Genomic DNA, 26,119 nt, shown 5'->3' with positions numbered 1-26,119 from the left:
ATGACCGAAGGTGAATACTTTAGAGAACAATTAATAATTCTTATTGAAAATCATAAAGAGGATTTTTTTTCTGACTATGAAAATTTAATTGAAATTCTCAAAGATAAGAATAGAAGAATACCCATCAGGGGGATTAAGGAGAGTATGAGAGGGTATGACCAATCAAAGTACTCTGATGCTGAGAAAGAAATACTTGATGAAGCTATGTATCGTTATGGTTAGACCAAAATAAATATTGAGACTCTCACCATTTTGACTGAGAACAAGCGATCGAGGCTGAGTCGTGAGAGAGAATTTCAACTCAATAGAGGTAGCTTGGGTTCGATGATTTTTTAACTAGCATAAGGCGATCTTTACTATCGAGCAGTGGTTATAAACTAGGTCTGTATACTTGGCGAGAAGTGAATAATGGGGAAAAATAGGCTGCATTGCATTTTTCTGATAACAGAGTGAAATATATGGAACCTATTTTCTTTTATGGCATTATGACCTTGCAAAAATGAAACCATATAATAATATCGAGTTTTTATCAGAGTTCAAAACAAGACCATGGAATTTCTTTAAAGGAAATGAGGGTTTTTTGGTTATGGACAGAGATTGGGGAGAGCATAGCCATCACCGTTCAACTGGGCGCCTTCTAACCTATATTGAACGGGGGAATCTATCACTAGAAGATCTTACGAAAGGAATGAATGCGTTCATAGGCACGCTAGATAAAAATAGTAAAGAAGATTTCTTTCAATTTACCGCTAGTGCTTGTTACATCTATTGCTCCATATATAATGTGGATTTTTATCCATACAAAATAGAAGACGACTTTTTTCTGCCTGGTCATGCTTGCTACAGTGTGACAAAAGAATATATTGATAGCATAACATTTGATTACCACGTTCAACATTATGCATCTTTGATAAAAAATGAATACCCTCAGTCAGGCTTGGCCAATATCCTATTGTAATAGATTATTATCTTGCGTTGGAATACTATTGCTTTTTTATAATGTGGTTGTGGTATTATCAACGTCACAGCCAAAGTAATTTCATTATCTTCTTGTTTAACTCTGCGGGCGTTATAGATGGTATATCGAGCTTTATTATTGATACTATTATCGAGTGTGCTGATTGCTTGCACCACAACTAAATCACTCACTGAATCTGAACTTGCCCAAGCCGCCCGGCAGGGCCAGGGCAAGGTGCAGTATGAACTGGCCAATCGTCTGGCGGCCAAGCCGGATTATCCCGAAGCCATGCGTTGGATGAAGCAGGCCGCGGATCAAACCGGGCCTTTGGCGGCGGATGCCGATATTCGCGGTAAGGCGGCGCTGCAGGTGGGGAGCTGGTATCAGGCTGGTTTGGGTGAGCCCAAGAACCCCAGGCTGGCCCATGACTGGTGGCAGCGTTCGGCCAAGCTGGGCAATCGGGACGCCAGCTATCAACTCGGCAAGGAGTGCCAGCGTCAGCACCAGGATAAGCTGGTGAGCGCCTGTCTCGACTGGTTCGAGCAGGCTGCCAAACGGGATCATGCCGGTGCTCAGTTGGTTCTGGGTGAGTGGTACGCCAGCCAGCCCGGCGCCGATGCAGATGCGGTTCAGTGGCTGGAAAAGGCCGCCGAGCAGGGGAATCGTGACGCTCAATATCGGCTCGGCCTGCGCTATGAGCAGGGCAAGGGGGTGAGCAAGCGCCCCGACCTTGCCCTGCGTTGGTATGAGAAGGCTGCCGCCCAGCAACAACCGGATGCCTTGTTGACCCTGGCTCGCCAGGCAAACACGGCAGAGGCGTTTCCCCTTTATCAGCGTGCCGCCAATGCGGGTTCGCCATCCGCTCAGCTGTGGCTGGGGCAGGCCTATCTGGCGGGTGAACAGGTGCCCCAGGATCTGGCGCTGGGCCGGTACTGGCTGGAGCTGGCCGCAGGCCAGGGCTTCCATGAGGCCGAATACCAGTTGAGCCTGCAGCAGACCGATGCGGTTGCCCGTGAACATTGGCTGACCCTGGCCGCAGCGGGTGGGGTGAGTCAGGCTCAGCTTGAGCTGGCACTCTTGCAGCAGGAGAGGGGAGAGCTGAAGGCGGCTCGCCAGAGCCTTTCCCTTGCCGCTGGTGAAGGCAATGTGGATGCCCGCTATGCCTATGGCGAGATGTTGCGGCTGGGACTCGGCGGTGAGGCGGACTACAGCCTGGCATTGAAACAGTACCGACTTGCGGCAAATGCCAACCACCGTCAAGCCCAATATCGTATGGGTACCATGCGTGAACAGGGCTGGGGGGCGCCTCGCAACAGATTGCATGCCTATGCATGGTATTTGCTGGCGGCCACGGATGGCAATACAGATGCGACTGCCGCCAGCCGTGAGCTGGAAAAAGGCATGACAGAACAAGAGAAGGGAGCTGGACAGAAGCTGGCGCAGCACTGGTTTGTGACACTGGAAAAAAACAGTCAGCTGGTGCAGCCACACAACGACATTTAGCACCATGAATGCCGTGCCGATGTCACATATTCAAAGTGAATGAATGATATCTTGTCGCCGCTATTCCTCCTTTTTTCTTGTCATTAATCAGTCATTAATCAGTCATGAAGTCGTCATGAAACACCATCATGGCGGCCTTCCTATGTGTCAACAGACACTTCTTGTTACATAATTAGCCTTTAAATAGGTTGTTGATTGACCTGTGTTCATTGAGTGACGTTCACTCAATATCTTGGCTGAATATCAGATTAATCCTACATCAATAATGGTTGTTTCTGATTTATCCTTGTTTGTGATCTTTCATTTCAAGTCTTGCGAGTTGCATGTAAGTTATTGTTTTTATTTGATTATTTAGTTTGTTTTTGTTTTGTAAATCCATTTTAAATAGTTTTATGTTGACTAATTTAGATTTTAAAATATACCATTTGTCGCAAATGGCTCTCTAGCCAAGATGATCTCTAACAAAGAGTAGAGACGTTATCGGGTTGTATTAAGTAACAAGATGCATACTGTGTTTTCGGTTGCCAAGCTTCGCCTTGGTATATATCGAGAATGCGCCGTCGGCTGATGTTTTTTTGTCAGGATCCCTGCCGATCCCGTCAACTGTCATTTTTTACAGTTGCTGACAGATGCATTGGCTATAAGCTTTAGGGTCTTCATGGATCCTTAACTTGGTATTTAGAGCATGGGAAAAGGAATTGATGGCGCCACTGTTGCGCCCAAAGAGCGTATCAATATCAAATATGTGCCGGCAACCGGTGGTCAACAGGCGGAAATAGAGCTTCCGTTGACCATGATGGTGGTGGGCAATATGAAAGGACGCACGGAAGAGACTCCCATTGAGGAGCGTCAAACCGTCTCCATCGACAAGAATAATTTTTCCTCTGTCATGAAAGAATCTGCACTGGAGTTGAAGTTCTCCGTTCCCAACCGCCTGGAAGAAAACAGCCAGGACGAGTTGCCAGTGTCGATCAAGATCCAGTCTCTGGAAGACTTCACCCCCGACAGCGTGGCCCAGCAGGTTCCCGAGCTGCGCAAGCTCTTGGAACTGCGTGAGGCCCTGGTTGCCCTGAAAGGACCGCTCGGAAATATCCCGTCCTTCCGCAATCGTTTGCAGGATCTGCTGTCCAGTGACGAAGCTCGCGAGCAACTGCTCAAGGAGCTGGATCTGATTAAGCCTGCGCAGTGATCCGCAGATTAATTGACTGACTGATAAGGAAAAAATATGTCTCTGGTCGAAGAACAGGTTCAAGCGGGGGCGAGTGCGGCCTCCTCGTCCTTGCTGGACGAAATCATGGCGCAGGCCCGCATCACCCCGGTGGATGAGGGATACAGTGTCGCCAAGCAGGGGGTTGCCGCCCTGATCGCCAACATTCTGGACAGCGGTACCACCTCGGAGCCGGTCAACAAGGCACTGGTAGACAGCATGATTGTCGAGCTCGACAAGAAGCTGAGCAAGCAGATGGACGTCATCCTGCACGCCAAAGAGGTGCAGGAGCTGGAGTCCTCCTGGCGCTCCCTCAAGCTGCTGGTGGATCGCACCGATTTTCGTGAAAACATCAAGATCCAGGTGCTCCATGCGACCAAGGAAGAGCTGCTGGAAGATTTCGAGTTCTCGCCCGAGATCACCCAGTCCGGCCTCTACAAGCATGTCTACTCGACCGGTTACGGCCAGTTTGGCGGCCAGCCTGTCGGCGCCGTGATCGGCGACTATGCCTTCACCCACAGCTCCCCCGACATCAAGCTGATGCAGTATGTCAGTGCGGTGGGGGCCATGGCCCACGCGCCTTTCATCTCCTCCGTCGCACCGGCCTTCTTTGGCGTGGACAGCTTCACCGATCTGCCCTCCATCAAGGATCTCAAGTCGGTCTTCGAAGGCCCGTCCTACACCAAGTGGCGTTCCCTGCGTGAATCGGAAGATGCCCGCTATCTGGGGCTGACCGCACCGCGTTTCCTGGCCCGTCTGCCCTATGATCCGACCGAAAACCCCATCAAGGGCTTCAACTATCAGGAAGACATCAGCTCGGATCACGACCACTACCTGTGGGGCAACACCGCCTATCTGATGGGCACCTCCCTGACCGACAGCTTCGCCAAGTATCGCTGGTGCCCGAACATCATCGGTCCCCAGAGCGGCGGTGCCATCCATGATCTGCCGGTGCATGTCTACGAGGCCATGGGTCAGCTGCAGGCGAAGATCCCGACCGAGGTGCTCATCACCGACCGTCGTGAATACGAGCTGTCCGAAGAGGGTTTCATCACCCTGACCATGCGCAAGGACAGCGACAACGCGGCCTTCTTCTCCGCCAACTCGGTGCAAAAACCCAAGGTGTTCCCGAACACCAAGGAAGGGAAGGAAGCCGAGACCAACTACAAGCTCGGTACCCAGCTGCCCTACATGTTCATCATCAATCGCCTGGCACACTACATCAAGGTGCTGCAGCGCGAGCAGATCGGCTCCTGGAAGGAGCGTCAGGATCTGGAGCGTGAACTGAACGGCTGGATCAAGCAGTACGTGGCCGATCAGGAGAACCCGCCGGCAGACGTGCGCAGCCGTCGCCCGCTGCGTGCCGCCCAGATCAAGGTGCTGGACGTGGAAGGGGAGCCGGGCTGGTATCAGGTCGCCATGGCCGTGCGCCCGCACTTCAAGTACATGGGGGCCAGCTTCGAGCTCTCCCTGGTGGGTCGTCTGGACAAGGAATAATGCCCGATGCCGTATCTCTCTTCCTGGGATAGAGGCAATGCGGCCAGTCTGTTTGACCGGATCCGGGGGGAGGGGCTCGTCTCCTCCCCCCAATCGGACGTTGAGGAGCTGATCGACTCGGTCAAACGCCAGCTCGATCAGATCCTCAACACTCGCCCCGGCAATTGTCGTAGCGCGCCCGAACTCGGTGTCATCGATCTCAATGATGCCACCCAGGGCAGCGCCGACATCCGTGGGCGGATCCGTGAGGCGATCCGGCAATGCATCCGCCGCTATGAGCCGCGGATCGTGCATGTGGATGTGCGTTCACCCGATCATCAGTCGAGTCCGCTCGAGATGTCGTTTCAGGTGACGGCCCACGTGAGACTGGAGCATATCGAGCAGGTTACCTCGTTCAACGTCCATATGGACAGCCACCGTCACTACCGCATGGTCTGATCTCAATGTCGCTGGAACATTACTTCAGGGATGAATTGGCATTTTTGCGCCTGCAAGGGCGCGAATTTGCCGATGCGCATCCCGAACTCACCCGTTTCCTGTCGGAGCAAAATACCGATCCGGACGTGGAACGCCTGCTGGAAGGCTTCGCGTTTCTCACCGGCAATCTGCGCGCCAAGATAGAGGATGAGTTCCCCGAGCTGACCCACGGTCTGCTCAATATGCTCTGGCCAAACTATCTGCGCCCCGTGCCCAGCATGACCATCATGCAGTTCTCGGTCATTCCGGGAGCCATCACCCAGCCGGCGCTGGTCAAGCAAGGCTGCCAGCTCGACAGCCTGCCCATGGACGAGGTGACCTGTCACTTCCAGACCAGTCACGATGCCTGGGTCTATCCGGCCGATATCCGCCACATCGCGGCCCAAAGCGGCAACGATCTCTCCACCATCTCGCTGGATATCGCCCTGCATGCTCCCTTGCCATTGAGCGAACTGCAGCTGGACAAGCTGCGTTTCTTCCTCGGTGGCGACAGTTATACCGCCTATGAGCTCTACTTCTGGCTTTCCAACCAGCTCTCCCATATCGAGCTGGAGATAGACGGCAAGCGCTTTCGCCAGGAGGCCAAGGCGCTCAAGCCCGTCGGCTTCGAGCGCGACGATGCGCTCCTGCCCTATCCGAACAATGTCTATTCCGGCTACCGGATCCTGCAGGAGTACTTCTGCTTCCCGGAGAGCTTCCTCTTCTTCGAGCTCAGCGGTGGCGACTGGCCCAAACAGCCGCTGCCGGTGAGCGAATTCAAGATCCACTTCTGTTTCGACCGGCCCCTGCCGGCTGAGCTCAAGATCCGGCCCGACTCCTTCATGCTCAACTGCGTGCCTGCCATCAACCTGTTCCAGCACGACAGCGAGCCGGTCAATCTCAACGGCCGCCAGACGGAGTACCCCCTCAAGGCGAGCTATCGCCATGCGGACAGCTTCGAGATCTTCTCGGTCGATGAGGTCGAGGGCTGGGTCGAGGGCAACCTCGGCCGCTCCCGCGGTACGCCGCGCATCTATCAGCCATTCGAGAGTTTCCAGCACCAGATAGAGCGGGCCAAGCAGCGGCTGGCGCTCTATTACCGGGTGCGGGTCAGAGAGTCGGTGAGCGGCGACGGTTTCGAGCACAGCCTCTCCTTCGTGCGCGGAGATGAAACCACCACAGTCAATCTGGATGAGTCCATCTCTGTCACCCTGACCTGCACCAACCGCTCCCGTGCCGCCCGCCTCAAGGTGGGCAGCATCTGCGTGCCCACCGGCAGCTCCCCCTCGTTTGCCACCTTCCGCAACCTGATCCGGCCGACCCGGCCATTGCGACCGGCCCTCGATGGCAGCCTGCACTGGACGCTGATCTCCAACCTGTCCCTCAACTATGTCTCCCTGCTGCGCCGGGATGCCCTGGTGCAGGTGCTGCGTACCTACGACTTTCCGGCACTGCACGACAAGCAGGCGGAGCAGGCGTCGCGCAAGCGGCTGGCGGGGATAGAGCAGATCGAAACCAGCCCGGTAGACAGGCTGGTGCGGGGCATGCCGGTGCGCGGGCTCAAGTCGGTGCTCTCCATCCGCCAGTCCGCCTTTGGCAGCGAAGGGGAGCTCTACCTGTTCAGCACTGTGCTTGCCCACTTCTTCTCGCTGTATGCCAGCGTCAATGCCTTCCACCTTCTTGAGGTGGTCAATCTCGACAACAAGGAGCGTTACCTGTGGCCAGTCCAGATCGGTCAGCACTCCCTGATGTGACGTCCGCGAAGGACGCGCCCCGCTTCAGTTTCTTCCAGCTGGTTGAGCTGCTCAACCGGCTGGACGGCACCGATCAGGAGCGCAGGCTCGATCACCTGCCCGGGGATGAGGGTATCCGCTTCAAGGCGACCGCCTCTCTCGGTTTTCCTACCAGCGATGTGTTGCAGATCGGCCGCGATGGCAAGGGGCGCCACGAGCTGGAGGTGGCCTTCCTCGGCCTGCATGGCAGCCAGTCCCCCATGCCCGGGTACTACCTGGACTCCCTGGCGTGGGAGTACGCCCAGGGGGAGCAGAAGCTGGGTCTGTTTCTGGACTTCTTCCATCACCGTCTGCTGACCCTGCTGCACCGGATCTGGCGTAAGTATCGCTATCACGTGCGCTTCCAGGACAACGGCGAGGATGGTTTCTCCCGCCTGATGTTCGCCCTGGTGGGGCTGGGCAACGAGGCTGTCTGCCAGAGCCTGCCAGTCAACCGCGCCAAGATGCTCTCCTATGCGGGACTGCTGGCCAGCCCCAGCCGCTCCCCCGAGGTGGTGGCCGGTCTGGTGGCGCACTGTTTCGATCTGGCGCAGGTGGAGGTGAGTGCCTGGCAATGGCGCAGGGTGCCCATTCATCAGGATCAGCAAAACCGGCTGGGCAGCGCCTGCGCCACCCTGGGGGACGATTTTGTCATCGGCGACAAGGTGAACGACTGTGCGGGCAAGTTTCTATTGAAGATCAACAACCTGAGTTTTGGGCAGTTTCTCGGGTTTCTGCCGAACGGGGAGCACTTCCCCGCCCTGGTGACCTTTGTCTCCTTCATCCTGCGCGACCAATTGGCCTGGGATCTGCGACTCGGTTTCGGCCAGGAGCAGGCCAGGGGGCTGCGGCTGGGGGAGGAGCAGAGTGCCCGCCTGGGGTGGAGTACCTTTCTTGGCCAGCCGCCGAGTGATCCCTTCGTGACCATTTGTGTGCAGGAGTGAATGTGGACGACTTTAACCAGCAACTTTCCCTGGTGGTGCTCAACAGCGAGCAGCTCGACGGCAACCAGCAGGGGCAATACCGCTTCGACGAGATGGGGGGGACCCTGGGGGCCTCCGAGCAGGATGACTGGCAACTGCGAGACAGGTTGGGGGCCGTGATGCCGGCCCACGCCCGGGTCGAGCGCCAGGATGGCCGCTTCTGCCTGTGCGATCTGAGCGGCCAGACCTACATCAACGGTGCGACCTCGCCCATAGGGCGGGCCCGCAAGGTGTATCTGGAGCAGGGGGACGAGCTCGTCGTCGGCCCGTTCCGGCTGCGCGCCTATCTGGGGGCCATCTCGGCCGAGCAGAGCCTGCAGCAGGTGCTGGGCACACGCCCGGCCGAACAGCTCGACGAGTGGCTGAGCGGCGATGAGCGGATCAGCCAGCCCATGGAGGCGTCGCGCGCCCTGGCCGTCGACCCCCTGCTGGCGCTGCAGCATGAGCGCTCCGCGCTGACTCCCCTGGTGGATCCTCGTCGCCAGGCCGACTTCTCTTTACAACCGGATATGGAACATCCGTCCCTTTCCCCCTTTTCTGCCGCCGAGAACACCATGAACCAAGAATTTCTGGATATGCCCACCATAGAGAACCATCCCGATTATGCCCATCCGCTGGAGGGGGTCGATCACGTGGCCCTGACCCCGCTGATGCGCGGCCTGGGTCAGCCGTTGCAGCTGCAGGATACCCAGCAGGCCCACGACATGCTCGAAGAGATGGGCAAGACGGTGCGGGCCATGGTGGAGGGGCTGCTGCAACTGCAAAGCGATCAGGCGGCGCTGGCGGACAAGCACCTGCGTCCCATCGAGGACAACCCGCTGCGGCTCGGGCTCGACTATGACGAGACCCTGGCGGTGATGTTTGCCGAGCAGAAGAGCCCGGTGCACCTGACCGCCCCAGCGGCGGTGGCCGAGAGTCTGCGCAATGTGCGCATTCACCACGTGGCGAACCAGCAGGCCATAGGCGCGGCGCTGGACAGCATCCTTCAAGCCTTCTCGCCGGAGGCGCTGCTCGGTCGCTTCGAGCACTACCGCCGCACCGGCACCCCCGGCATGGCCGACGAGGGCTGGGCCTGGAACATGTATCAGCACTACTACCGCGAGCTCACCTCGGCCCGTCAGCAAGGGTTCGACAAGCTGTTCCACCAGGTTTATGCCCAGGCCTATGACCAGGCCGTGCGTCAGCAACAGGGACTGATTTGATGATACGTGCGTTGATGCTGGGGGCCTGTGTGCTGACCCTGGCAGCTTGTACCACCATGGGCAAGATGGCCGACGTGGCCATGAACCCGGACATCCAGGTGGGCAGCAATGACAGCCAGCCCTCCACCCTGGGGCTGAGCCTGGTGGCCGAGCCCGACGTCAACCCCAACGAGAGCGGGGAGGCGGCGCCGATCGAGTTTCAGGTGCTGCTGCTGGCGGAAGATTCCAAGCTGCTCGCCACCGACTACGACCAGGTGACCGAGGATGTGGAGAAGGCCCTCGGCAAGAACTACCTGGATCATCAGGACTACACCCTGCTGCCGGGCCAGTTCAAGTATCTGCCTCCCATCAAGCTTGACGAGAAGACTCGCTACATCGGGGTGATCGCACGCTACGCCGATCCGGACAGCGCCGAGTGGCGCAAGGTCATCAAGGTCAAGAGCAAGGGCACGGCCTATCAAATCCTGGTTCATCTGCGTCTGGATGAAGTGGAACTGCAACAAGAAGAAGAATAACCATGTCGAGTCGAAATCGGGTTATCTGGCGTGAGGGGCTCTTCATCAAGCCCCAGCACTTCCAGCAACAACAAAGGCATTCGGACTACGCGCTGCACGCTCGCCTGAGCGCGCTCTCCGACTATTTCTACGGCTTGCAGTCGCTCGCCATCAACGAGGATTACCTGGGCTTTGGTCGCATCGCCCTGGTGGGAGCCACCGGCATACTGCCGGACGGCACCGTCTTCAATATTCCCAATGACGATGTGCTGCCATCGCCCCTGGAGGTTACCGACGCCTCGGTGGCGAACCAGAAGGTCTATCTGGCGCTGCCGCTTTCGGTGAGCGGGGTCAACGAGGTGGGGCAGGGGGGGCTGGTCTCCAGCCGGTTGCAGGCCCATCGCCACGACGTGCGGGATCTGCACAGCGAAGGGGGGGACGTGGTCTCCCTCGAGGTGGGAAGGGTCAGTCTGCGGCTGATGCTGGAGCGGGACGATCGCAGCGCCTATGCCTCGCTCGCCATCGCCCGGATCCTGGACAAGCGCCCGGACGGCGGCCTGGTGCTGGATCCCAACTTCATGCCCTGCAGCATCAGCGTCTCCGCCATCCCGACCCTCAAGCGCTTCCTCGGCGAGTCGGCCGGCCTCGTGGCCGAGCGGGCCCGCAGCCTCTCCCAGCGCATCGCGGCACCGGGGCAGCAGGGGGTCGCCGATGTGGCCGAGTTCATGATGCTGCAACTGCTCAACCGGGCCCAGCCCCAGCTGTCGCACCTCGCGCGTCTTGGCACCCTGCACCCGGAGCGGCTGCACGAGGCCCTGGTGCAGCTGTGCGGCGAGTTGATGACCTTCACCGACGAGTCCCGCCTTCCCCCCGAGTTCCCCGCCTATCGCCACGACGATCAGCAGGTGAGCTTCGAGCCGGTGATGCTGGCCCTGCGTCAGGCGCTGAGCACAGTGCTCTCGCCCCGCGCCGTCTCCATCCAGCTGCGCAAGCACCAGTACGGCGTCATGGTGGCCGTGGTGGGGGAGAGCGAGCTGATGCAAAGCGCCGACTTCGTGCTGGCGGTGCGCGCCCGCATGCCCCAGGAGCAGCTGCGCAAGCAGTTGCTGCAACAGACCAAGGTGGCGTCCAGCGACAAGATCCGCGAGCTCATCAGCCTGCAACTGCCCGGCATTCCGCTGCTGCCGTTGCCGGTGGCGCCCCGTCAGCTGCCCTATCACGCCGGTTACAGCTATTTCCAGCTCGACCGGCAGAGTCCGGCCTGGCAGATGCTGGCGGTGGGCAACACCCTCGCCTTCCACATCGCCGGCGATTTCCCGGAGCTCGACATGCAGCTCTGGGCCATCCGTAGCCAGTGATAGCACCAAGGAAACAAGCAAAGATGACCACGGACATTATCAAGAACGAGCAACTGAGCGACCTGCTGTTCGATCATGCCGAGCAGCTGGACATGGATTCGGACCACTGGTTCCGCCTGCGTGGCCAGAGCATCAACCCCATGATAGATGCGGTGACCCCCTTGCTGGGGCTGGTGCAGCGGGTGCGCCTGCTGTCGCGCCACGACCGGGTGCCCGAGCTCTATCAGCGGGTGGTGACCGAGATCCAGGCCATCGAACAGGAGCTGATGGCCCAGGGCTACGAGAACGGAGTGGTGCTGTCGTTTCGCTACATCCTCTGCACCTTCATCGACGAGGCCGTGATGGGCCGCGACTGGGGCAGCCAGAGCGAATGGTCCGAGCACTCCCTGCTGACCCGTTTTCACAACGAGACCTGGGGCGGCGAGAAGGTGTTCGTGCTGCTGGCCCGCCTGCAGGAAGATCCGGTGCGCTATCGCGACATCCTGGAGTTCATCTATCTGTGCCTCTGCCTCGGTTTCGAGGGGCGCTACAAGGTGATGAGCCAGGGGCGGGACGAATTCGAGCGCATCGTCAGGCAGTTGCACAAGCAGCTCGCCCCCGAGGTCGGTGGTGAAGCCCCCAGCGTGTTTCACCTCGACCTCGGCCGCCAGGCCTCCCGCTACCAGCTGCGCAAGCAGGTTTCCCTGCGCAGCCTGTTCATGGGCGGCGCCCTGATCCTGGCCATCATCTTTGGCCTCTATCACCACCAACTCAATAACCAGACCCAGGACGTGCTGCGTCAACTGGGCGAATTATTAAAATAAAATACTAAGGAGAGCACGCCTTGATCCGTATAGAGCTACCCGTACTGGTGGAAAGACTCAACCCCATCTGCCGTCACATGCTGGAGGAGGCCGCGGCCCTCTGCGTCAACCATCAAGGGGCCGAGATCCGCATCGAGCACCTGCTGCTGAAAATGCTGGAGACCCCGCTGAGCGACGTGCGCCAGATCCTGAAAGTGGCCGGGGTGGAGGTAGAGGAACTCAAGACCCTGCTGCAACCCTCGAACGCCGACAGCGGTTATGGTCAGGGTTACCCTTCCTTCTCGCCACTGCTGGTGGAGTGGCTGCAAGACAGCTGGCTGCTCGCCTCCGCCGAGCTGCAACACGCCCAGCTGCGCAGCGGCGTCATGCTGCTGGTGCTCTTGATGACTCCCCAGCGCTATTTGCCGGGGTCGGTGACCCGTTTGCTTGCCAACGTCAATCGGGAGCTGCTGCGCCAGCAGTTCGATGAGTGGGTCAAGGAGTCCGCCGAGACCCAGGTGACAGTCTCTGCCAGCGGCGCTGCGACCCAGGCCGCCCTGCCGGCCGATGCCAGCCTGCTGGCCCGCTTCACCGTCAACGTCACCGAGCAGGCCCGCCAGGGGACGCTGGATCCCGTGCTCTGCCGGGATCATGAAATCGACCTGATGATCGACATCCTCTCCCGCCGCCGCAAGAACAACCCCATCGTCGTGGGGGAGGCGGGGGTCGGTAAAAGCGCCCTGATCGAGGGGCTGGCCCTGCGCATGGTGGCGGGCCAGGTGCCCGAGAAGCTGCGCGGCGTCGAGCTGATGACCCTGGATCTCGGCGCCATGCAGGCCGGTGCCTCGGTCAAGGGGGAGTTCGAGAAACGCTTCAAGGGGGTGATGCAGGAGGTCAAGGATTCGGTGCAACCCGTCATCCTCTTCATCGACGAGGCCCACACCCTGATCGGGGCAGGCAACCAGGCCGGCGGCCTGGATGTCTCCAACCTCATCAAACCGGCCCTGGCCCGGGGCGAGCTGCGCACCATCGCCGCCACCACCTGGGGCGAATACAAGAAATACGTGGAAAAAGACGCCGCCCTGTCGCGCCGCTTCCAGCTGGTGAAGGTGGGTGAGCCCAATGCCGACGAGGCTACCGTGATCCTGCGCGGCCTGCGCAGCATCTACGAGAAGGCCCACGGGGTGCTCATCGACGAGGAGGCGCTGCAGGCGGCCGCCCAGCTCTCCGCCCGCTACATCTCCGGCCGCCAGTTGCCGGACAAGGCGATCGACGTGCTCGACACCGCCTGTGCCCGGGTGGCCATCAACCTCACCACGCCGCCGCGCGCGGTCAGCCACCTGCAAAACGCGCTGCGCCAGCGCGAGCTGGAGATCCGCCAGCTGGAGCGCCAGAGTCTGATAGGCCTTGGCGACAACGCCGAGCGTCTGGCCGAGTTGCAGGCCGCCCAGCAGGCTTGCCGCGAGGAGTTGGCCGAGCAGGAGGCCCGGTGGCAGCAGCAGCAGGGGCTGGTGCACCAGATAGTCGAGCTGCGCGCCGCCCTGCTCGCCGATCAGCAGGATGAGATGCTGGCCAGAGAGGCGCTGGATCTCGCCGATGCGCCGCTGGATCCCCAAGCCGCCGCCGAGACGCTTGCCAGCCTCGAGCGCGAGCTGGCCGCCCTGCAGCAGGGAGAAGTGTTGGTCTCCGCCCATGTCGACAAGACCCAGATTGCCGCCGTCATCGCCGAGTGGACCGGGGTGCCCCTCAATCGCATCTCGCAAGGGGAGCTGGACGTGGTGACCCGGTTGCCGGAGTACCTCGGCGAGCTTATCAAGGGGCAGGATGTGGCGGTGGCCCACCTGCACAAGCACCTGCTCACCGCCCGCGCCGACCTGCGTCGTCCCGGCCGACCGCTCGGGGCCTTCCTGCTGGTGGGGCCGAGCGGGGTCGGCAAGACCGAAACCGTGCTGCAGATTGCCGAGCTGATGTTCGGTGGCCGCCAGTATCTGACCACCATCAACATGTCCGAGTACCAGGAGAAGCACACCGTTTCCCGTCTTATCGGCTCGCCTCCCGGCTACGTCGGTTTCGGCGAGGGGGGCGTGCTGACCGAGGCCATTCGTCAGAAGCCTTATTCCGTGGTGCTGCTGGACGAGGTGGAGAAGGCCCATCCGGATGTGCTCAACCTCTTCTATCAGGCGTTCGACAAGGGCGAGCTGGCGGATGGGGAAGGGCGCATCATCGACTGCAAGAACGTGGTCTTCTTCCTCACCTCCAACCTCGGTTTCCAGACCATAGTCGATCACGCCGAGCAGCCCGATGATCTGCTGGATGCGCTCTATCCCGAGCTCGCCGCCTTCTTCAAGCCGGCCCTGCTGGCACGCATGGAGGTGATCCCCTATCTGCCGCTGGGTCACGACACCCTGGTGCAGATTGTCGGCGGCAAGCTCAACCGGCTGGTCAAACTGCTCAAGGAGCGCTTCGGCGCCGAGGTGGTGCTGGAGAGCGAGGTGGCCGAGGAGATACTGCTGCGGGCCAATCGCAGCGAGAACGGTGCCCGCATGCTGGAATCCGTCATCGACGGCGCCCTGCTGCCGCCGGTCTCCCTGCAGTTGCTGCAGCGGCTCTCGGCCGGTGAACCCATCAAGTGCGTCCGCTTCTCGGTGGCCGATCACCAGTTCGTGGCCGAGGTGGAGGGCTGACCATGGAACAAGCCCTCGCCTTTGCCCTCGCTTTGACGCAGCAACGTGACGAGCAGCACCTGTGCCACTGGTGGAGCTCGACCCTGGACGCCAGCTTCCAGCCCAAGGGGATACTGCTCGGCATGCTGGATGTGAGCGGTCGCCAGCTCGAATGCACCGGCTGGGTCAAGGGACAGGCGGTGAGCCTGGCCCTGGCGGTGGACGATTTTTCCCACCCGCTCGCCTATGTGCTGCACAAGGCCCAGTCCCGCACCTGGGACTCCCTCCATGGCGGTGCCCGCATCGAGCACAAGGAGTTTCGTCTCCTGCTCTCCAACCTGGGCCAGCAGTGCGGCCTGCACGCTTTCCCCTTGCTGGACGGCAACGGCAAGCCGTTCGCCGTGCTGGCCATGATGGATGAGGGCGCTGTGTTGCAGGGGTGGACGGAGAGTTCCGAGCTGGCACAGCTGTCGCAGGTATTTTGCAACCAGCTCACCCTTATTCGCGATCTGGGGCGCAGCCGCCGGGATCAGAGCGTGCTGCGGGACTCCCTGCGTCAGATGAAGGGGGAGGGAGAGCGGCTGCGCCAGCATGAGAAGCTGCTCGGCGATCAGCTGGTCGGCCAGTCGGCGGTGATCCGCGGGCTGCGCGAGCAGATAAGCCTGGCGGGCCAGCACAAGCTGACCGTGCTCATTCAGGGGGAGACCGGCAGCGGCAAGGAGGTGGTGGCCCGCCTGGTGCACCAGTGCTCCGATCGGGCGGCCAAGCCGTTCGTCGCCATCAACTGCGCCGCCATCCCGGAGAACCTCATCGAGAGCGAGCTGTTCGGTTACCAGAAGGGGGCCTTCTCCGGGGCGCTGACCAACAAGGCGGGGCTGGTGGCCCAGGCCAACGGCGGCACCCTGTTCCTGGACGAGGTGGGGGACATGCCCGCCGCCATGCAGGCCAAGCTGCTGCGGGTGCTGGAAACCCGCAGCTACCGGCCCCTCGGGGCAGAGCAGGAGTACCACTCCGATTTTCGCCTCATCGCCGCCACCCATCAGCCCCTCAGCCGTCACGTGGAGGAGGGGCAGTTTCGGGCTGACCTCTACCACAGGCTCTGCCAGTGCCTGCTGCTGATTGCCCCCCTGCGGGAGCACATGGACGACGTGCCGCTGTTGTGCCAGCACTTCATGGCCCAGTTTGCCGCCCAGGATGGCAAGACCCTGGCGGGGCTGCAGCGCAAGTTCTTGAAGCAGCTGCAAAGTTATGACTTTCCCGGCAACGTGCGCGAGCTGCGAAACCTGCTGGAGGTGGCCTGCGCCCACACCCGTCATGGGGAAGAGGTGGTGCTGGAGGCGCTGCCGCCTGAGCTGCGGGAGCGGGTCTGTGTGGAGCTGCCGTCCTCGATGGACGACTACAACCACATCCGGGATCTGCGCCGGGCCATGCAGCAGTACGAAGCCTCCGTCATCGAGGCGCGTCTGCGCTACTTCCAGGGCAACCGCATGCTGGTGGCCGAGAGCCTCAACATTCCCAAGCGCACCCTGGATCACAAGTGCCAGAAACTGGAGGTGAATTGATGAGCGTCCTCGGCCTATTGCTGCTGGCCGCCGGCAGCGCGGCGCCGCAGCTGGATATGCCCGGCTGGCAGCAGTGCCGCCGCGAACCCTCTCCGCTGGTGCGGCTCGCCTGCTATGACGCCCTTGGCAGTGGCCCCGACACCGAGTCCGGCGCCGCGGCCATGTCCGCTGCCTGGCAAGCCATCCGGGATCAGGAGCAGAGCCGCACCCCTGACAGCCCCCCCTTCCTGCTGCAAAGCGATGCCGGCAGTGGCAGTGAAACCCTCACCCGTCCCGCCTTGCGCGGGGCGACCCTGGCCATAGGGTGCGTCGACAGCATCACCCATATCCGCCTGCGGCTCGATGCGCCCTGGGTCGGCGAGGAGGTGCAGATAGCGCTCGACGGCTCGCCCGGCAACCGCGCCCAGGGCTGGTTTATCCGGGACAAGGGAATGCTGCTGGAGTATGGCCGCGGCCTGCCCGCCATCGAGGAGCTCAAGCGCTGGATTGGCCATCGCGAGCTGCAGGTCAAGGCGGCCAATGGCGCCTTGCTGCGGGTCGATTTGAGCGGCCTGAAAGAGGCGCTGCTTCCCCTGCGCCAGCAGTGTCGCTGGTAGGGGGCGCCATGAGCTATCAACACCCCTGGTGTGCCCGCCTGCTCACCCCCTTGCCGGATGGGCAAGTCAGCGGCGCCGTGCTGGCGGATGAGCCGCGCTGGGATTATGTGGAGACAGAGCTGGTCAAGCTGGGATCCCTGGCCCATGGCCAGGTGGATCTCAATGCGGTGGCAGAGGCCTGTCTCGGGTTGCTGGAGAGCCGCACCAAGGACATGCGGGTACTGGCCCAGTTGCTGCGCTGTTTGCAGCATCCGGCCAAGGCGACCCCCATGGGGGCCGCGCTCAGTCTGCTGGAAGCCTGGATCCAGGCTTATTGGCTGCTGGCCTGGCCCGGCAATGCCAGCCAGAAACAGCGGCTGATGGTGCAAATCGTCAAGCGCTTCGAGGGGGCTCTGCCGCGAGTGAGCGAGAGCGCCTCGGCGGCCGAGCTGGCCCAGTTGCTGGCCCAGGCCGAGCAGTTGGAGCGAGTCTGGTTGGCCCGGTGCCCGGACAAGGGCGAGCTGCTCGACCCCCTGCTGATGGGGCTGAAGCGGGCCCAGCGCCAGCAGGTGGCCCAGGCCCAGGCGGATGCCGGTGTGCAACCCGGGAGCAGCGCCGCCGTGGCGACGGCCGCCGCCACCGGCATGGCGGGCTCCATGGTGCTCAGTGGCAGCACCAAGGGGTCCGGCGTCGAGATTGACAGCTCCAATGACAGGGCCTGGCGCCAGACCCAGCTCAAGGTGGCGGATCTGCTCATCGAGCGTCAGCCGGAGGCGGCGGTGGGCTATCGCCTGCGCCGTCACGCCATCTGGGCCGGGATCACGACTCCGCCCATGGTGGCCCGGGACAACAAAACCCAGCTGGCCCCCATGTCGGCGGACATGGTGGACGAGTACCGCGCCGCCATGAGCAGCCCCGATCAGGGGCTCTGGCAGCGCATCGAGCAGAGCCTGACCCTGGCCCCCTACTGGTTCGAGGGGCATCGCCTCTCGGCCGAGGTGGCGCAGAGGTTGGGATTTGCCGCCGTGGCCCGGGCCATCGCAGAGGAGCTCGATGGTTTCTTGCAGCGTCTGCCGGCCTTGCGGGACCTTGCCTTCAGTGACGGCAGTCCCTTTCTCCCCCCCGAATGCGGCCGCTGGCTGCAACCCGTCAGGGGCGGTGGAGGAGGCGAGGGGGAGTCTTGCCTGGCCGAAGAGATAGCCCAGCGCCATGGGGAGCAGGGGGTGGCCGCGGCCCTGGCCCTGCTCGATGAACGCATGGCGCAGATGAAGGAGCCAAGAGATCGCTTTCACGCCCAGCTGGTGCAGGCGGAGCTGTTGGCACAGGAAGGCATGGAGGCGCTTGCGCGCCAGCACTATCAACACTTGTGGCAAGAGGCGAGTCGCCTCGGGCTGTCGCACTGGGAGCCCGGGTTGGTCAGCCGCCTGGAGAGCCAGGCGACCCCGTTGTCGAAATAAGTGCCGAAATGAGTCATTGAGTCGGAGTTGGATCACATTTTATGTTCAAAACCATCTTTACCTTTCTGCGGCAACAGCTGCCGAAATTGAAACCCTCCTGGCCTCTGCTCGGTGTGGTGCTCTGGGGGCTTGCCCTGATCCTGGTGTGGTGGCTGGGCCCTCGCCTCGAGATCCGTGACGCCAAGCCGTTGGCGCCGCTGTGGGGGCGGGTGGTGTTCACCCTGCTCTGGCTCTGGCTGCTGCTGGGGGTTCTCTCCTGGCGGGTGTGGCGCAAGATGCAGCAGCTCAAGGCCGAGCGTCAGCACGAGGTGGTGCTGGAGCAGGATCCGGTCAAGGGGCTGCTCGACCGGCAGGCGCTGTTCCTGGATCGCTGGCTGCAGGCGTTGAATACCCATCTGGGCAAGGGGGCGCTCTACGCCATGCCCTGGTACCTGGTGCTGGGGCTGCCCGGCAGCGGCAAGAGCAGCCTTATTCACCGTGCCAACCCGGCCAACAAGCTAAATCCCAGGCTAGACACCGAGCTGCGTGACGTGGCGCAGGATCAGCTGGTGGACTGCTGGCTGGGGGAGCAGGCGGTGATGCTGGATCCCGCCGGCGAGCTCTTGTCCCAGTCCGAACCCGAGCTGGATCCCCTGGCGCGCAAGCACGAGCGGCTCTGGTTGCACCTGTTGACCTGGCTCTCCGAACATCGTCGTCGTCAGCCCCTCAACGGCCTGGTACTGACCGTGGATCTGGCCTGGCTCTCCCACGCCAGCGTGGCCGAACGCAAGGCCTATGCCCAGCTGATGCGCGCGCGCCTGCAGGAGGTGTCGGCCACCATGAATACCCGGTTGCCACTCTACGTCACCTTCACCAAGCTCGACCTGCTGCGTGGTTTTGACGTGGTGTACGAGCAACTCGACAAGGAGGCCCGTGACGCCGTGCTGGGGGTGACCTTCCAACCCGGTGACGGTCAATCCTGGCAGCAGGATCTGGCCCTGTTCTGGGATCAGTGGGTGGACAACCTCAACCAGAATCTGCCGGAGTTGATGCTGGCCCGGCTCGATGCCGCCCAGCGCAGCGCGCTGTTCTCCTTCGTGCGCCAGCTGGCGGGGCTGAAGGATTATGTCACCAGCCTGCTCGACGAAACCCTGGCCATAGAGGAGAGCAAGCCGCTCTTGGTACGCGGTGTCTACATCAGCTCCGTCTATCAGCAAGGGGTGCCGTTCGATGCGTTCGCCCAGGCGGCCTCCCGCCGCTACAACCTGCCGGAGCCCATTCACTCGGCCCTGCGCGGGGAGTCCAACACCTATTTCGTGCGCCAGCTCTTCTCCTCCATCATCTTCCCCGAGGCCCATCTGGCCGGGGAGAACCGGCTGCACACCCTCTATCGCCGCCGCCGCATGGCCATCGGCCTCGGTTGCCTGTCGCTGTTCTCGGCAGCCCTCATCGGTGGCTGGCACCATTTCTACCGGGTCAATGAGGAGGCGGGTCGCAACGTGCTGACCAAGGCCCAAGCCTTCATGGAGACCAACGAGGTGGCCGATGCCCACGCCTTCGGGGTGAGCCAGCTGCCACGCCTCAATCTCATCCGCGAGGCGACCCTCTCCTTTGGCAACTACCGCGATCGCACTCCGCTGGTGGCTGACCTTGGCCTCTATCAGGGGGACGAGATAGGCCCCTATGTGGAGGGATCCTATCTGCAACTGCTGAGCCTGCGCTTCCTGCCGGCCCAGATGCAGGGATTGCTGGCGGATCTCGAGCAGGCACCGGCGGGCAGCGAGGAGAAACTCGCCATACTGCGGGTGATGCGGATGCTCGATGACGCCTCCGGCCGCAACAAGGAGCTGGTGGCGCAATACATGGCGAGCCGCTGGCAGAAAGCCTTCCCGGGGCAGGGTGCTGTGCAGGAGCAGCTGATGGGGCATCTGGATTACGCTCTCGATCACACCGACTGGCACGGCGCCCGTGCGGCAAGGGATCAGGGGGCCATCACCGCCTTCGTGCCGTTCAAGGAGCCCATCTATGGTGCCCAGCGCGAGCTTGGCAAGTTGCCCATGTATCAGCGGGTCTATCAGAACCTGGTGGTGAAGGCGGGGGAGGTGTTGCCACCGGATCTCTACGTGCGCGACGAGGTGGGACCCACCTTCGACACCGTCTTTGCCCTGCGCAGCGACAGCGCCGGTCAGGTGCCCCGTCTGCTGACCTGGCCTGGTTTCAGCGACTTCTTCCAGAAGCAGGACAAGACGCTGATCGATCTCACCGCCATGGATGCCTGGGTGCTGGGCCAGCGCAAACTGACTCAGCTGAGCGAGGCGGATCGCAAGGAGATCACCCGTCAGGTCAATGAGCGCTACGTCACCGACTACGTCAACCAGTGGCAAAAACTGCTGACCAATCTGGATGTGCAGACCCTGGAGAGTCCGGAGCAGGCACTGGACGTGCTCTCCGCCATCACGGGCAACGATCAGCCGTTCCAGCGGGTGCTGGCGGCCCTCGATGACAACACCCGCATTCGCAAGATCTCCGACGTGGAAGGGGATCCGGCGCAGGCCATCACGGCCCGCATAGGTCGCCCCTTCATGGTCACCAATGCCGCTCTTGCTGGCCGGGGTGAGCAGGGGCCGCTCATCCAGGAGGTGAACCAGAAGCTGGTGGAGCTGCAGCACTATCTGGAGCTCATCGTCAACGCCACCGAGCCGGGCCAGTCGGCCCTCAAGGCGGTGCAGCTGCGCCTGACCAACAAGTACGCCGACCCCGTGTTTGCCTTGCAACAGTATGCCCGTGGCCTGCCGGCCCCGCTGGATCGCTGGGTGGGCCAACTCTCCGATCAGAGCTCGCGGCTGGTGATAGACCTTGCCATGTCCTCCCTCAATCAGGAGTGGCAGGACAAGGTGCTGGCCCCGTTCAACAGCCAGTTGGCGGGGCGTTATCCCTTCGAGCCCGGCTCCGCCAAGGATGTGCCCCTCTCCGAGATGGAGCGCTTCTTCGCGCCGGGCGGGACGCTGGACAGCTTCTACCAGGTCAATCTCAAGCCCATGGTGGAGAGCGGTCTGATGGAGGGGGAGCTGAGCTCGCCCATCCAGGCCGAGCTGGTGAAGCAGCTGGATAGAGCCGCCCGCATCCGCCAGATCTTCTTCAGCCAGCAGGGCAACCTGGAGGTGCAGTTCGCCCTCGAACCCATCGAGCTCACCGCCAACAAGCGGCGCAGCGTGCTGAACCTGGATGGTCAGTTGCTGGAGTATGCCCACGGCCGGCGTACCAAGATCCCCCTGGTGTGGCCCAACACCATGCGTGACGGGGCCGAGAGCAAGATAACCCTGGTGCCGGCTGCTCGCGAGCGCTCGCCGCGCAGCGAAGGCTTCGTCGGTCCCTGGGCCATGTTCCGGCTGATGGACAAGGGGGAGCTGACCCAGGTCAACGAGGCCACCTTCGACGTGCGCTTCCCGGTGGATCAGGGGGCCATGACTTATCGCGTCTACACAGACAGCGTGCAAAACCCCTTCGCCGGCGGCCTGTTCAGCCAGTTCAGATTGCCTGAATCCCTCTATTGATAGTGCGGGGGGCAGGCAGTGCCCCTCCTGTTTTGGAAGCCGATATGACACATGACCAGCAAGGCCAGCAGGCGTTGAAGGTGGGGCGAGACCCCAGAATGTTACCTGAGTACGAGGCGCTGCGAGCGGAGATCAACAAGCTCAGCCACGCCTCCCGTCCCGAGGTGGACTGGCTCAAGATCCATCAGCTCGCGAGCCAGATCTTCGAAAAACACGGGGTGGATCTGCAGACCGCCATCTATTTCACCCTGGCCCGTTCACGGCTGCAGGGCCTGAGCGGCTTCACCGAGGGGTGCGAGTTTCTCGCCAACCTGATAGTGACCCAGTGGGATAGCTTCTGGCCGCCGGCCCATCAGGAGCGGGCCCGCATCGAGATGCTCGACTGGTTTATCGCCCGCATCAGCGATGTCATTCGCCAGTACCAGATCAGTCACGAGGACAAGCGGCTGGTCTACCGCTGCGAGCGGGCGTTGCAGCTCATCAGCGAGAAGCTGCACAACGCGGGCTTAAGCCGCATTCCCCGGGTCGAGAACCTGGTGCACTTCATCGAGGGTTATACCCACCTCTTTGACGAGACCGAGATCGTCATCGTCTCCGACGAGCCCGGTCTCAAGGATGAACTGCAGATCCCGCCCATGGTCTTCTTCAAGTCCGATATGGAGAGCGATCACGGCGCTTCTGCCGGGACGGCGACCGGGCACCTGCCCCAGGGCAGCATACTGGTGGGTCGGGAGAAGGGGCAGATGAAGCCTACCGTGCTCAAGATTGAACAGCACCGCAAACAGCGGCCCGCCTGGTTCTGGTTTGGCTGCGGCCTGCTCAGCTGCGCCCTGCCGGTGATGGGCTGGCTCGGCTGGCAGCAGCAGCAGCAGGAGAAGATGGTGGTCGCCCAGCGCTTGCAGCAGCCGGCCGCCGAGTTGCCCAGGGCGCTCAGCTATGACGATATCCGCCAGGCACGCATCGTGCTGGGGGAGCAGGCCCTGCAAGGGATGGAGAGCGATCTGGTGGCCCGTTATCAGAGTCAGCTTGCCCGGCTGGAGCAGACCTCGCCGCTCTACTGGTATCGCTATGGCGAGGGGCTGCGTGCCTCGCTGCAGATGCTTTACCCCGACTCGCTGGCGGTCAAGGCGCTCGACAAACAGTGGCAGAGCGTGCTGGCGGGCCAGCAGGGAGACGCCCTCGGTGTGCCGACCTATCTGGATGCCCGCGCCGGAGTGGATGCCCTGCTGGAACAACTGCTGGAGCTGGAGCGCCAGCGCAAGACGGTGACCATCTCCTATCTCAAGTCCCAGCTCTACGAGGTGCAGAAGAACCTGATGCAGAACATTCCGTTCAGCTTGCGCCTCGATGAGCTGGAGGCGAGAAGGGCTGCCCAAGAACCCATCACGGCGGCGGATCTGAAGGGGCTGGAGAACGATCTGAAGGCGCTCAACATCCGCCTCTATCAGTTGCAGCAAGGCCATGTTGGCGGGTAATCATGCTGCCCCGAGCAAGATATTGCGCAAGACGCAGAGAAATTCTCTGAGTGGGCAAGGTTTTGCCATGTTTTCGCGAAGTCTTGTGCCATCCATTGCAGCGCGCAGCGCCATGGTCAGTTGGTGTGATTGTAAGGCTTTGATATAAAACAACATTGTCGTTTTGCCTGCGTTGGCATGGAGGCTGCTGGACAGCCACCCCAATGTGCATTCACGCCTCCTGCCCACCCGAGTGGGCAGGAGCCATGGCAGGGCCGTCATCCGTGGCGCGCCCTTGCCCAGACGGAGAACCCAGATGTGCCCTTCCATTGCATTGCTCGGTGACATAGGTACCGACCACGAGGGATTTCACCCCTCCCCGGTGATCGCCGCCAGCCCTGATGTGTTCCTTGATGGCAAGCCGGTGGCCCGGCAGGGGGATCCGCTGGCCCCTCACGACAAACCCAACAATCCCCCTCATCCGCGCAGCATCTCGGGGGGCGTCGGCTCGGTACTGGTCAATGGCAAGCCCATCGCCGTGACCGGCACCGCCATCGGCTGTGGCGGCGTGGTCATTGGTTCTGGCAGCGGACAGGCAGGATAAGGAGTCACTGATGGCAGACAGCACAGGATTACAATTTACCGTCAAGGTGGGGGCCCTGCCCGAGAGTACCTTTGTGGTGGCGGAGTTTGCTCTGGAAGAGGGGCTCAACCAGCCATTTCGCCTGCGCCTCGAGCTGGCAAGCCCCGAGCCCGACGTGGATTTCGGCGCCGTGCTGGACCAGCCGTGCGAGTTGCTGGTGTGGTACAACGGAGAGCAGCAGCGCCGGGTGTGCGGTGTGGTGAGCGACATGGCGCAGGGGGACAGCGGCTTTCGCCGCACCCGCTACACCCTTGACGTTAAACCGGCGCTATGGCGGCTCTCTTTGCGTCAGAACTCCCGCATCTTCCAGGCACAGAAGCCCGACGAAATCCTCTCCATCCTCTTGCAAGAGCACGGCATCACCGACTACGCCTTTGCGCTCAAGAACGAACACGCCAAGCGGGAATACTGCGTCCAGTATCGGGAGAGCGACCTCGACTTCGTCAATCGGCTGGCTGCCGAAGAGGGGCTGTTCTACTTCCATGAGTTCGAGCAGGGCAAGCACAGGGTGGTGTTCGCCGACGATGCGGCGGCATTGACTCAAGGCCCCGAGCTTTTCTTCAACCTGGGTAACCGCTCGCTGGAACAAGGCCCCTATGTGCGTCAGTTCCACTACCGGGAAGCGGTGCGCCCTTCTGACGTAGAGCTCAAGGACTACAGCTTCAAGACCCCGGCCTATGGCCTCTCACACCAGAAGGTGGGGGCGGAGCTCTCCCATCAGCGGGATACCTACCAGCACTTCGACTACCCAGGCCGCTACAAGCTGGACCCGAGCGGCAAGGCCTTTGCCCAGCACCGACTCGATGCCCTGCGCAACGACGCCGTCACCGGCAGCGGCAAGTCCAACTGCGCGGCCCTGCTGCCGGGGCAGACCTTCGCCCTCACCGAGCACCCGAACGGCAGTCTCAATGCCGACTGGCAAGTGGTGCGCATCAGCCACACCGGATTGCAGCCCCAGGCGCTGGAAGAGGAGGGGGGCAGTGGGCCCACCGTCTATCACAACGAATTTGCAGTGGTGAAAGCGAGCACCACCTGGCGGGCCCGTATTGGCAGCCCGGAAGCACCTGGCAGGCCCATGGTGGACGGCCCGCAAATCGCCATGGTGGTGGGCCCGGAGGGGGAGGAGATTTACTGCGACGAGCACGGCCGGGTGAAACTGCAATTCCCCTGGGATCGCTACGGCTCTAGCAATGATATGAGCTCCTGCTGGGTACGGGTGAGTCAGGGCTGGGCGGGGGGTCAGTACGGCATGATGGCCATCCCGCGTATCGGCCACGAGGTCATAGTGAGTTTCCTCGAAGGAGACCCGGACCAGCCCATCATCACGGGTCGCACCTTCCACGCCACCAACAGGCCACCTTACGAGCTACCCGCCAACAAGACCCGCACCGTGCTGCGCACCGAGACCCACCAGGGGGAGGGGTTCAACGAGCTGCGCTTCGAAGACCAGGCGGGGCAGGAAGAGATCTACATCCACGGTCAGAAAGACTTGAAACTGCTCATCGAAAACGATGCGGCCTGGCATATCAAGCATGACGAGCATAGGGACATCGACAATGAGCGGGTGACCCGCATCAAGGCCAATGACCACCTGACGGTGGAGGGGGAGAAGCGGGACCAGATCAAGGGGGACTACTCGCTCACCGTGGATGCCAACCTGCACCAGAAGTTGGGGCAGTCCCTGCTGGTGGAGGCGGGTCAGGAAGTGCATATCAAGGTGGGCGACAAGCTGGTGCTGGAGGCGGGGTCCGAGATCACCCTCAAGGGCGGCGGCAGTTTTGTGAAAGTTGACCCGAGCGGCATCAAGCTGGTCGGCCCCGCCATCAAGCTCAACGCCGGTGGCAGCCCGGGGTCAGGATCCGGCTGGGGTGGCAAGGCTCCCGTGGTGCCCAAAGGGGTAGAAGTGGTCAAGGCTCCCGAGCTGGTTGAGCTCATCAAGGCCATTCCCACCGAGAAGGCGATGGAGGCACTGCTCAAGGAGCAGAAGCCTGGCGCGTTCTACCTCTTTTCTGAATAAGGA

20 protein-coding genes are annotated in these 26,119 nt (G+C 61.6%); all 20 read left to right on the top strand.

What is annotated here, in order from left to right:
- The 20 genes from AC1IN8_RS02940 (at position 1) to AC1IN8_RS02845 (ending at position 26,116) form a co-directional block, all read left to right on the top strand.
- Positions 1 to 222, top strand: coding sequence for a hypothetical protein (locus tag AC1IN8_RS02940; protein WP_479758012.1), 222 nt, complete (start codon positions 1 to 3; stop codon positions 220 to 222).
- 277 nt (positions 223 to 499) lie between these two features.
- Positions 500 to 958, top strand: coding sequence for a hypothetical protein (locus tag AC1IN8_RS02935; protein ID WP_479758011.1), 459 nt, complete (start codon positions 500 to 502; stop codon positions 956 to 958).
- 117 nt (positions 959 to 1,075) lie between these two features.
- Positions 1,076 to 2,461, top strand: a complete 1,386-nt coding sequence (locus AC1IN8_RS02930) for a tetratricopeptide repeat protein (protein WP_479758010.1) — start codon at positions 1,076 to 1,078, stop codon at positions 2,459 to 2,461.
- A 685-nt stretch (positions 2,462 to 3,146) separates the two neighbouring features.
- A complete protein-coding gene (gene tssB, locus AC1IN8_RS02925; RefSeq protein ID WP_139436157.1) occupies positions 3,147 to 3,650 on the top strand; it encodes a type VI secretion system contractile sheath small subunit in 504 nt (167 codons plus the stop codon).
- A 36-nt stretch (positions 3,651 to 3,686) separates the two neighbouring features.
- The gene (tssC, locus tag AC1IN8_RS02920; protein ID WP_025326629.1) at positions 3,687 to 5,165 is read left to right on the top strand and encodes a type VI secretion system contractile sheath large subunit; all 1,479 of its coding nucleotides are present in this window, start codon (positions 3,687 to 3,689) and stop codon (positions 5,163 to 5,165) included.
- Positions 5,166 to 5,171: 6 nt separating this feature from the next.
- A complete protein-coding gene (gene tssE / locus AC1IN8_RS02915; protein ID WP_139436159.1) occupies positions 5,172 to 5,603 on the top strand; it encodes a type VI secretion system baseplate subunit TssE in 432 nt (143 codons plus the stop codon).
- 5 nt (positions 5,604 to 5,608) lie between these two features.
- The gene (gene tssF / locus AC1IN8_RS02910; RefSeq protein WP_025326631.1) at positions 5,609 to 7,375 is read left to right on the top strand and encodes a type VI secretion system baseplate subunit TssF; all 1,767 of its coding nucleotides are present in this window, start codon (positions 5,609 to 5,611) and stop codon (positions 7,373 to 7,375) included.
- Complete coding sequence (gene tssG, locus AC1IN8_RS02905; RefSeq protein ID WP_139436161.1) at positions 7,339 to 8,337, top strand: type VI secretion system baseplate subunit TssG; 999 nt, start codon at positions 7,339 to 7,341, stop codon at positions 8,335 to 8,337. Before tssF ends, tssG begins: the two co-directional genes overlap by 37 nt.
- Positions 8,338 to 8,339: 2 nt before the next feature.
- Complete coding sequence (gene tagH / locus AC1IN8_RS02900; protein WP_139436163.1) at positions 8,340 to 9,578, top strand: type VI secretion system-associated FHA domain protein TagH; 1,239 nt, start codon at positions 8,340 to 8,342, stop codon at positions 9,576 to 9,578.
- A complete protein-coding gene (gene tssJ, locus AC1IN8_RS02895; RefSeq protein WP_139436165.1) occupies positions 9,578 to 10,093 on the top strand; it encodes a type VI secretion system lipoprotein TssJ in 516 nt (171 codons plus the stop codon). The genes tagH and tssJ overlap by 1 nt, the downstream gene beginning before the upstream one ends.
- 2 nt (positions 10,094 to 10,095) lie before the next feature.
- Complete coding sequence (gene tssK, locus AC1IN8_RS02890) at positions 10,096 to 11,430, top strand: type VI secretion system baseplate subunit TssK (RefSeq protein WP_139744852.1); 1,335 nt, start codon at positions 10,096 to 10,098, stop codon at positions 11,428 to 11,430.
- Between the two features lie 23 nt (positions 11,431 to 11,453).
- Positions 11,454 to 12,233 (top strand): type IVB secretion system protein IcmH/DotU, encoded by a 780-nt coding sequence (icmH, locus tag AC1IN8_RS02885; RefSeq protein ID WP_162519181.1) that lies wholly within the window; start codon positions 11,454 to 11,456, stop codon positions 12,231 to 12,233.
- A 20-nt stretch (positions 12,234 to 12,253) separates the two neighbouring features.
- Positions 12,254 to 14,896: a type VI secretion system ATPase TssH gene (gene tssH / locus AC1IN8_RS02880; protein WP_479758004.1), complete on the top strand. Its 2,643-nt coding sequence runs from the start codon at positions 12,254 to 12,256 to the stop codon at positions 14,894 to 14,896.
- Between the two features lie 2 nt (positions 14,897 to 14,898).
- Complete coding sequence (locus tag AC1IN8_RS02875) at positions 14,899 to 16,437, top strand: sigma-54 interaction domain-containing protein (RefSeq protein ID WP_479758002.1); 1,539 nt, start codon at positions 14,899 to 14,901, stop codon at positions 16,435 to 16,437.
- A complete protein-coding gene (vasI, locus tag AC1IN8_RS02870) occupies positions 16,437 to 17,033 on the top strand; it encodes a type VI secretion system-associated protein VasI (protein WP_479758000.1) in 597 nt (198 codons plus the stop codon). Before AC1IN8_RS02875 ends, vasI begins: the two co-directional genes overlap by 1 nt.
- An 8-nt stretch (positions 17,034 to 17,041) precedes the next feature.
- The gene (gene tssA / locus AC1IN8_RS02865) at positions 17,042 to 18,469 is read left to right on the top strand and encodes a type VI secretion system protein TssA (protein WP_479757998.1); all 1,428 of its coding nucleotides are present in this window, start codon (positions 17,042 to 17,044) and stop codon (positions 18,467 to 18,469) included.
- A gap of 41 nt (positions 18,470 to 18,510) precedes the next feature.
- Entirely contained in the window at positions 18,511 to 22,002 is a 3,492-nt protein-coding gene (gene tssM, locus AC1IN8_RS02860; protein WP_479757996.1) for a type VI secretion system membrane subunit TssM, read from the top strand.
- A gap of 44 nt (positions 22,003 to 22,046) precedes the next feature.
- A complete protein-coding gene (locus tag AC1IN8_RS02855) occupies positions 22,047 to 23,477 on the top strand; it encodes a VasL domain-containing protein (protein WP_479757994.1) in 1,431 nt (476 codons plus the stop codon).
- A gap of 295 nt (positions 23,478 to 23,772) precedes the next feature.
- Positions 23,773 to 24,060 carry a type VI secretion system PAAR protein gene (locus AC1IN8_RS02850; RefSeq protein WP_025326642.1) on the top strand — a complete coding sequence of 96 codons (288 nt, stop codon included), beginning with the start codon at positions 23,773 to 23,775 and terminating at the stop codon, positions 24,058 to 24,060.
- A 10-nt stretch (positions 24,061 to 24,070) separates the two neighbouring features.
- Positions 24,071 to 26,116 carry a type VI secretion system Vgr family protein gene (locus AC1IN8_RS02845; protein WP_479757991.1) on the top strand — a complete coding sequence of 682 codons (2,046 nt, stop codon included), beginning with the start codon at positions 24,071 to 24,073 and terminating at the stop codon, positions 26,114 to 26,116.
- The last annotated feature ends 3 nt before the right edge of the window (positions 26,117 to 26,119 follow it).

It is taken from the genome of Aeromonas sp. 130281 (assembly GCF_056642115.1).
Note: the sequence above shows the minus strand (reverse complement) of the source record. Positions and strands in the feature narration are given on the sequence as shown.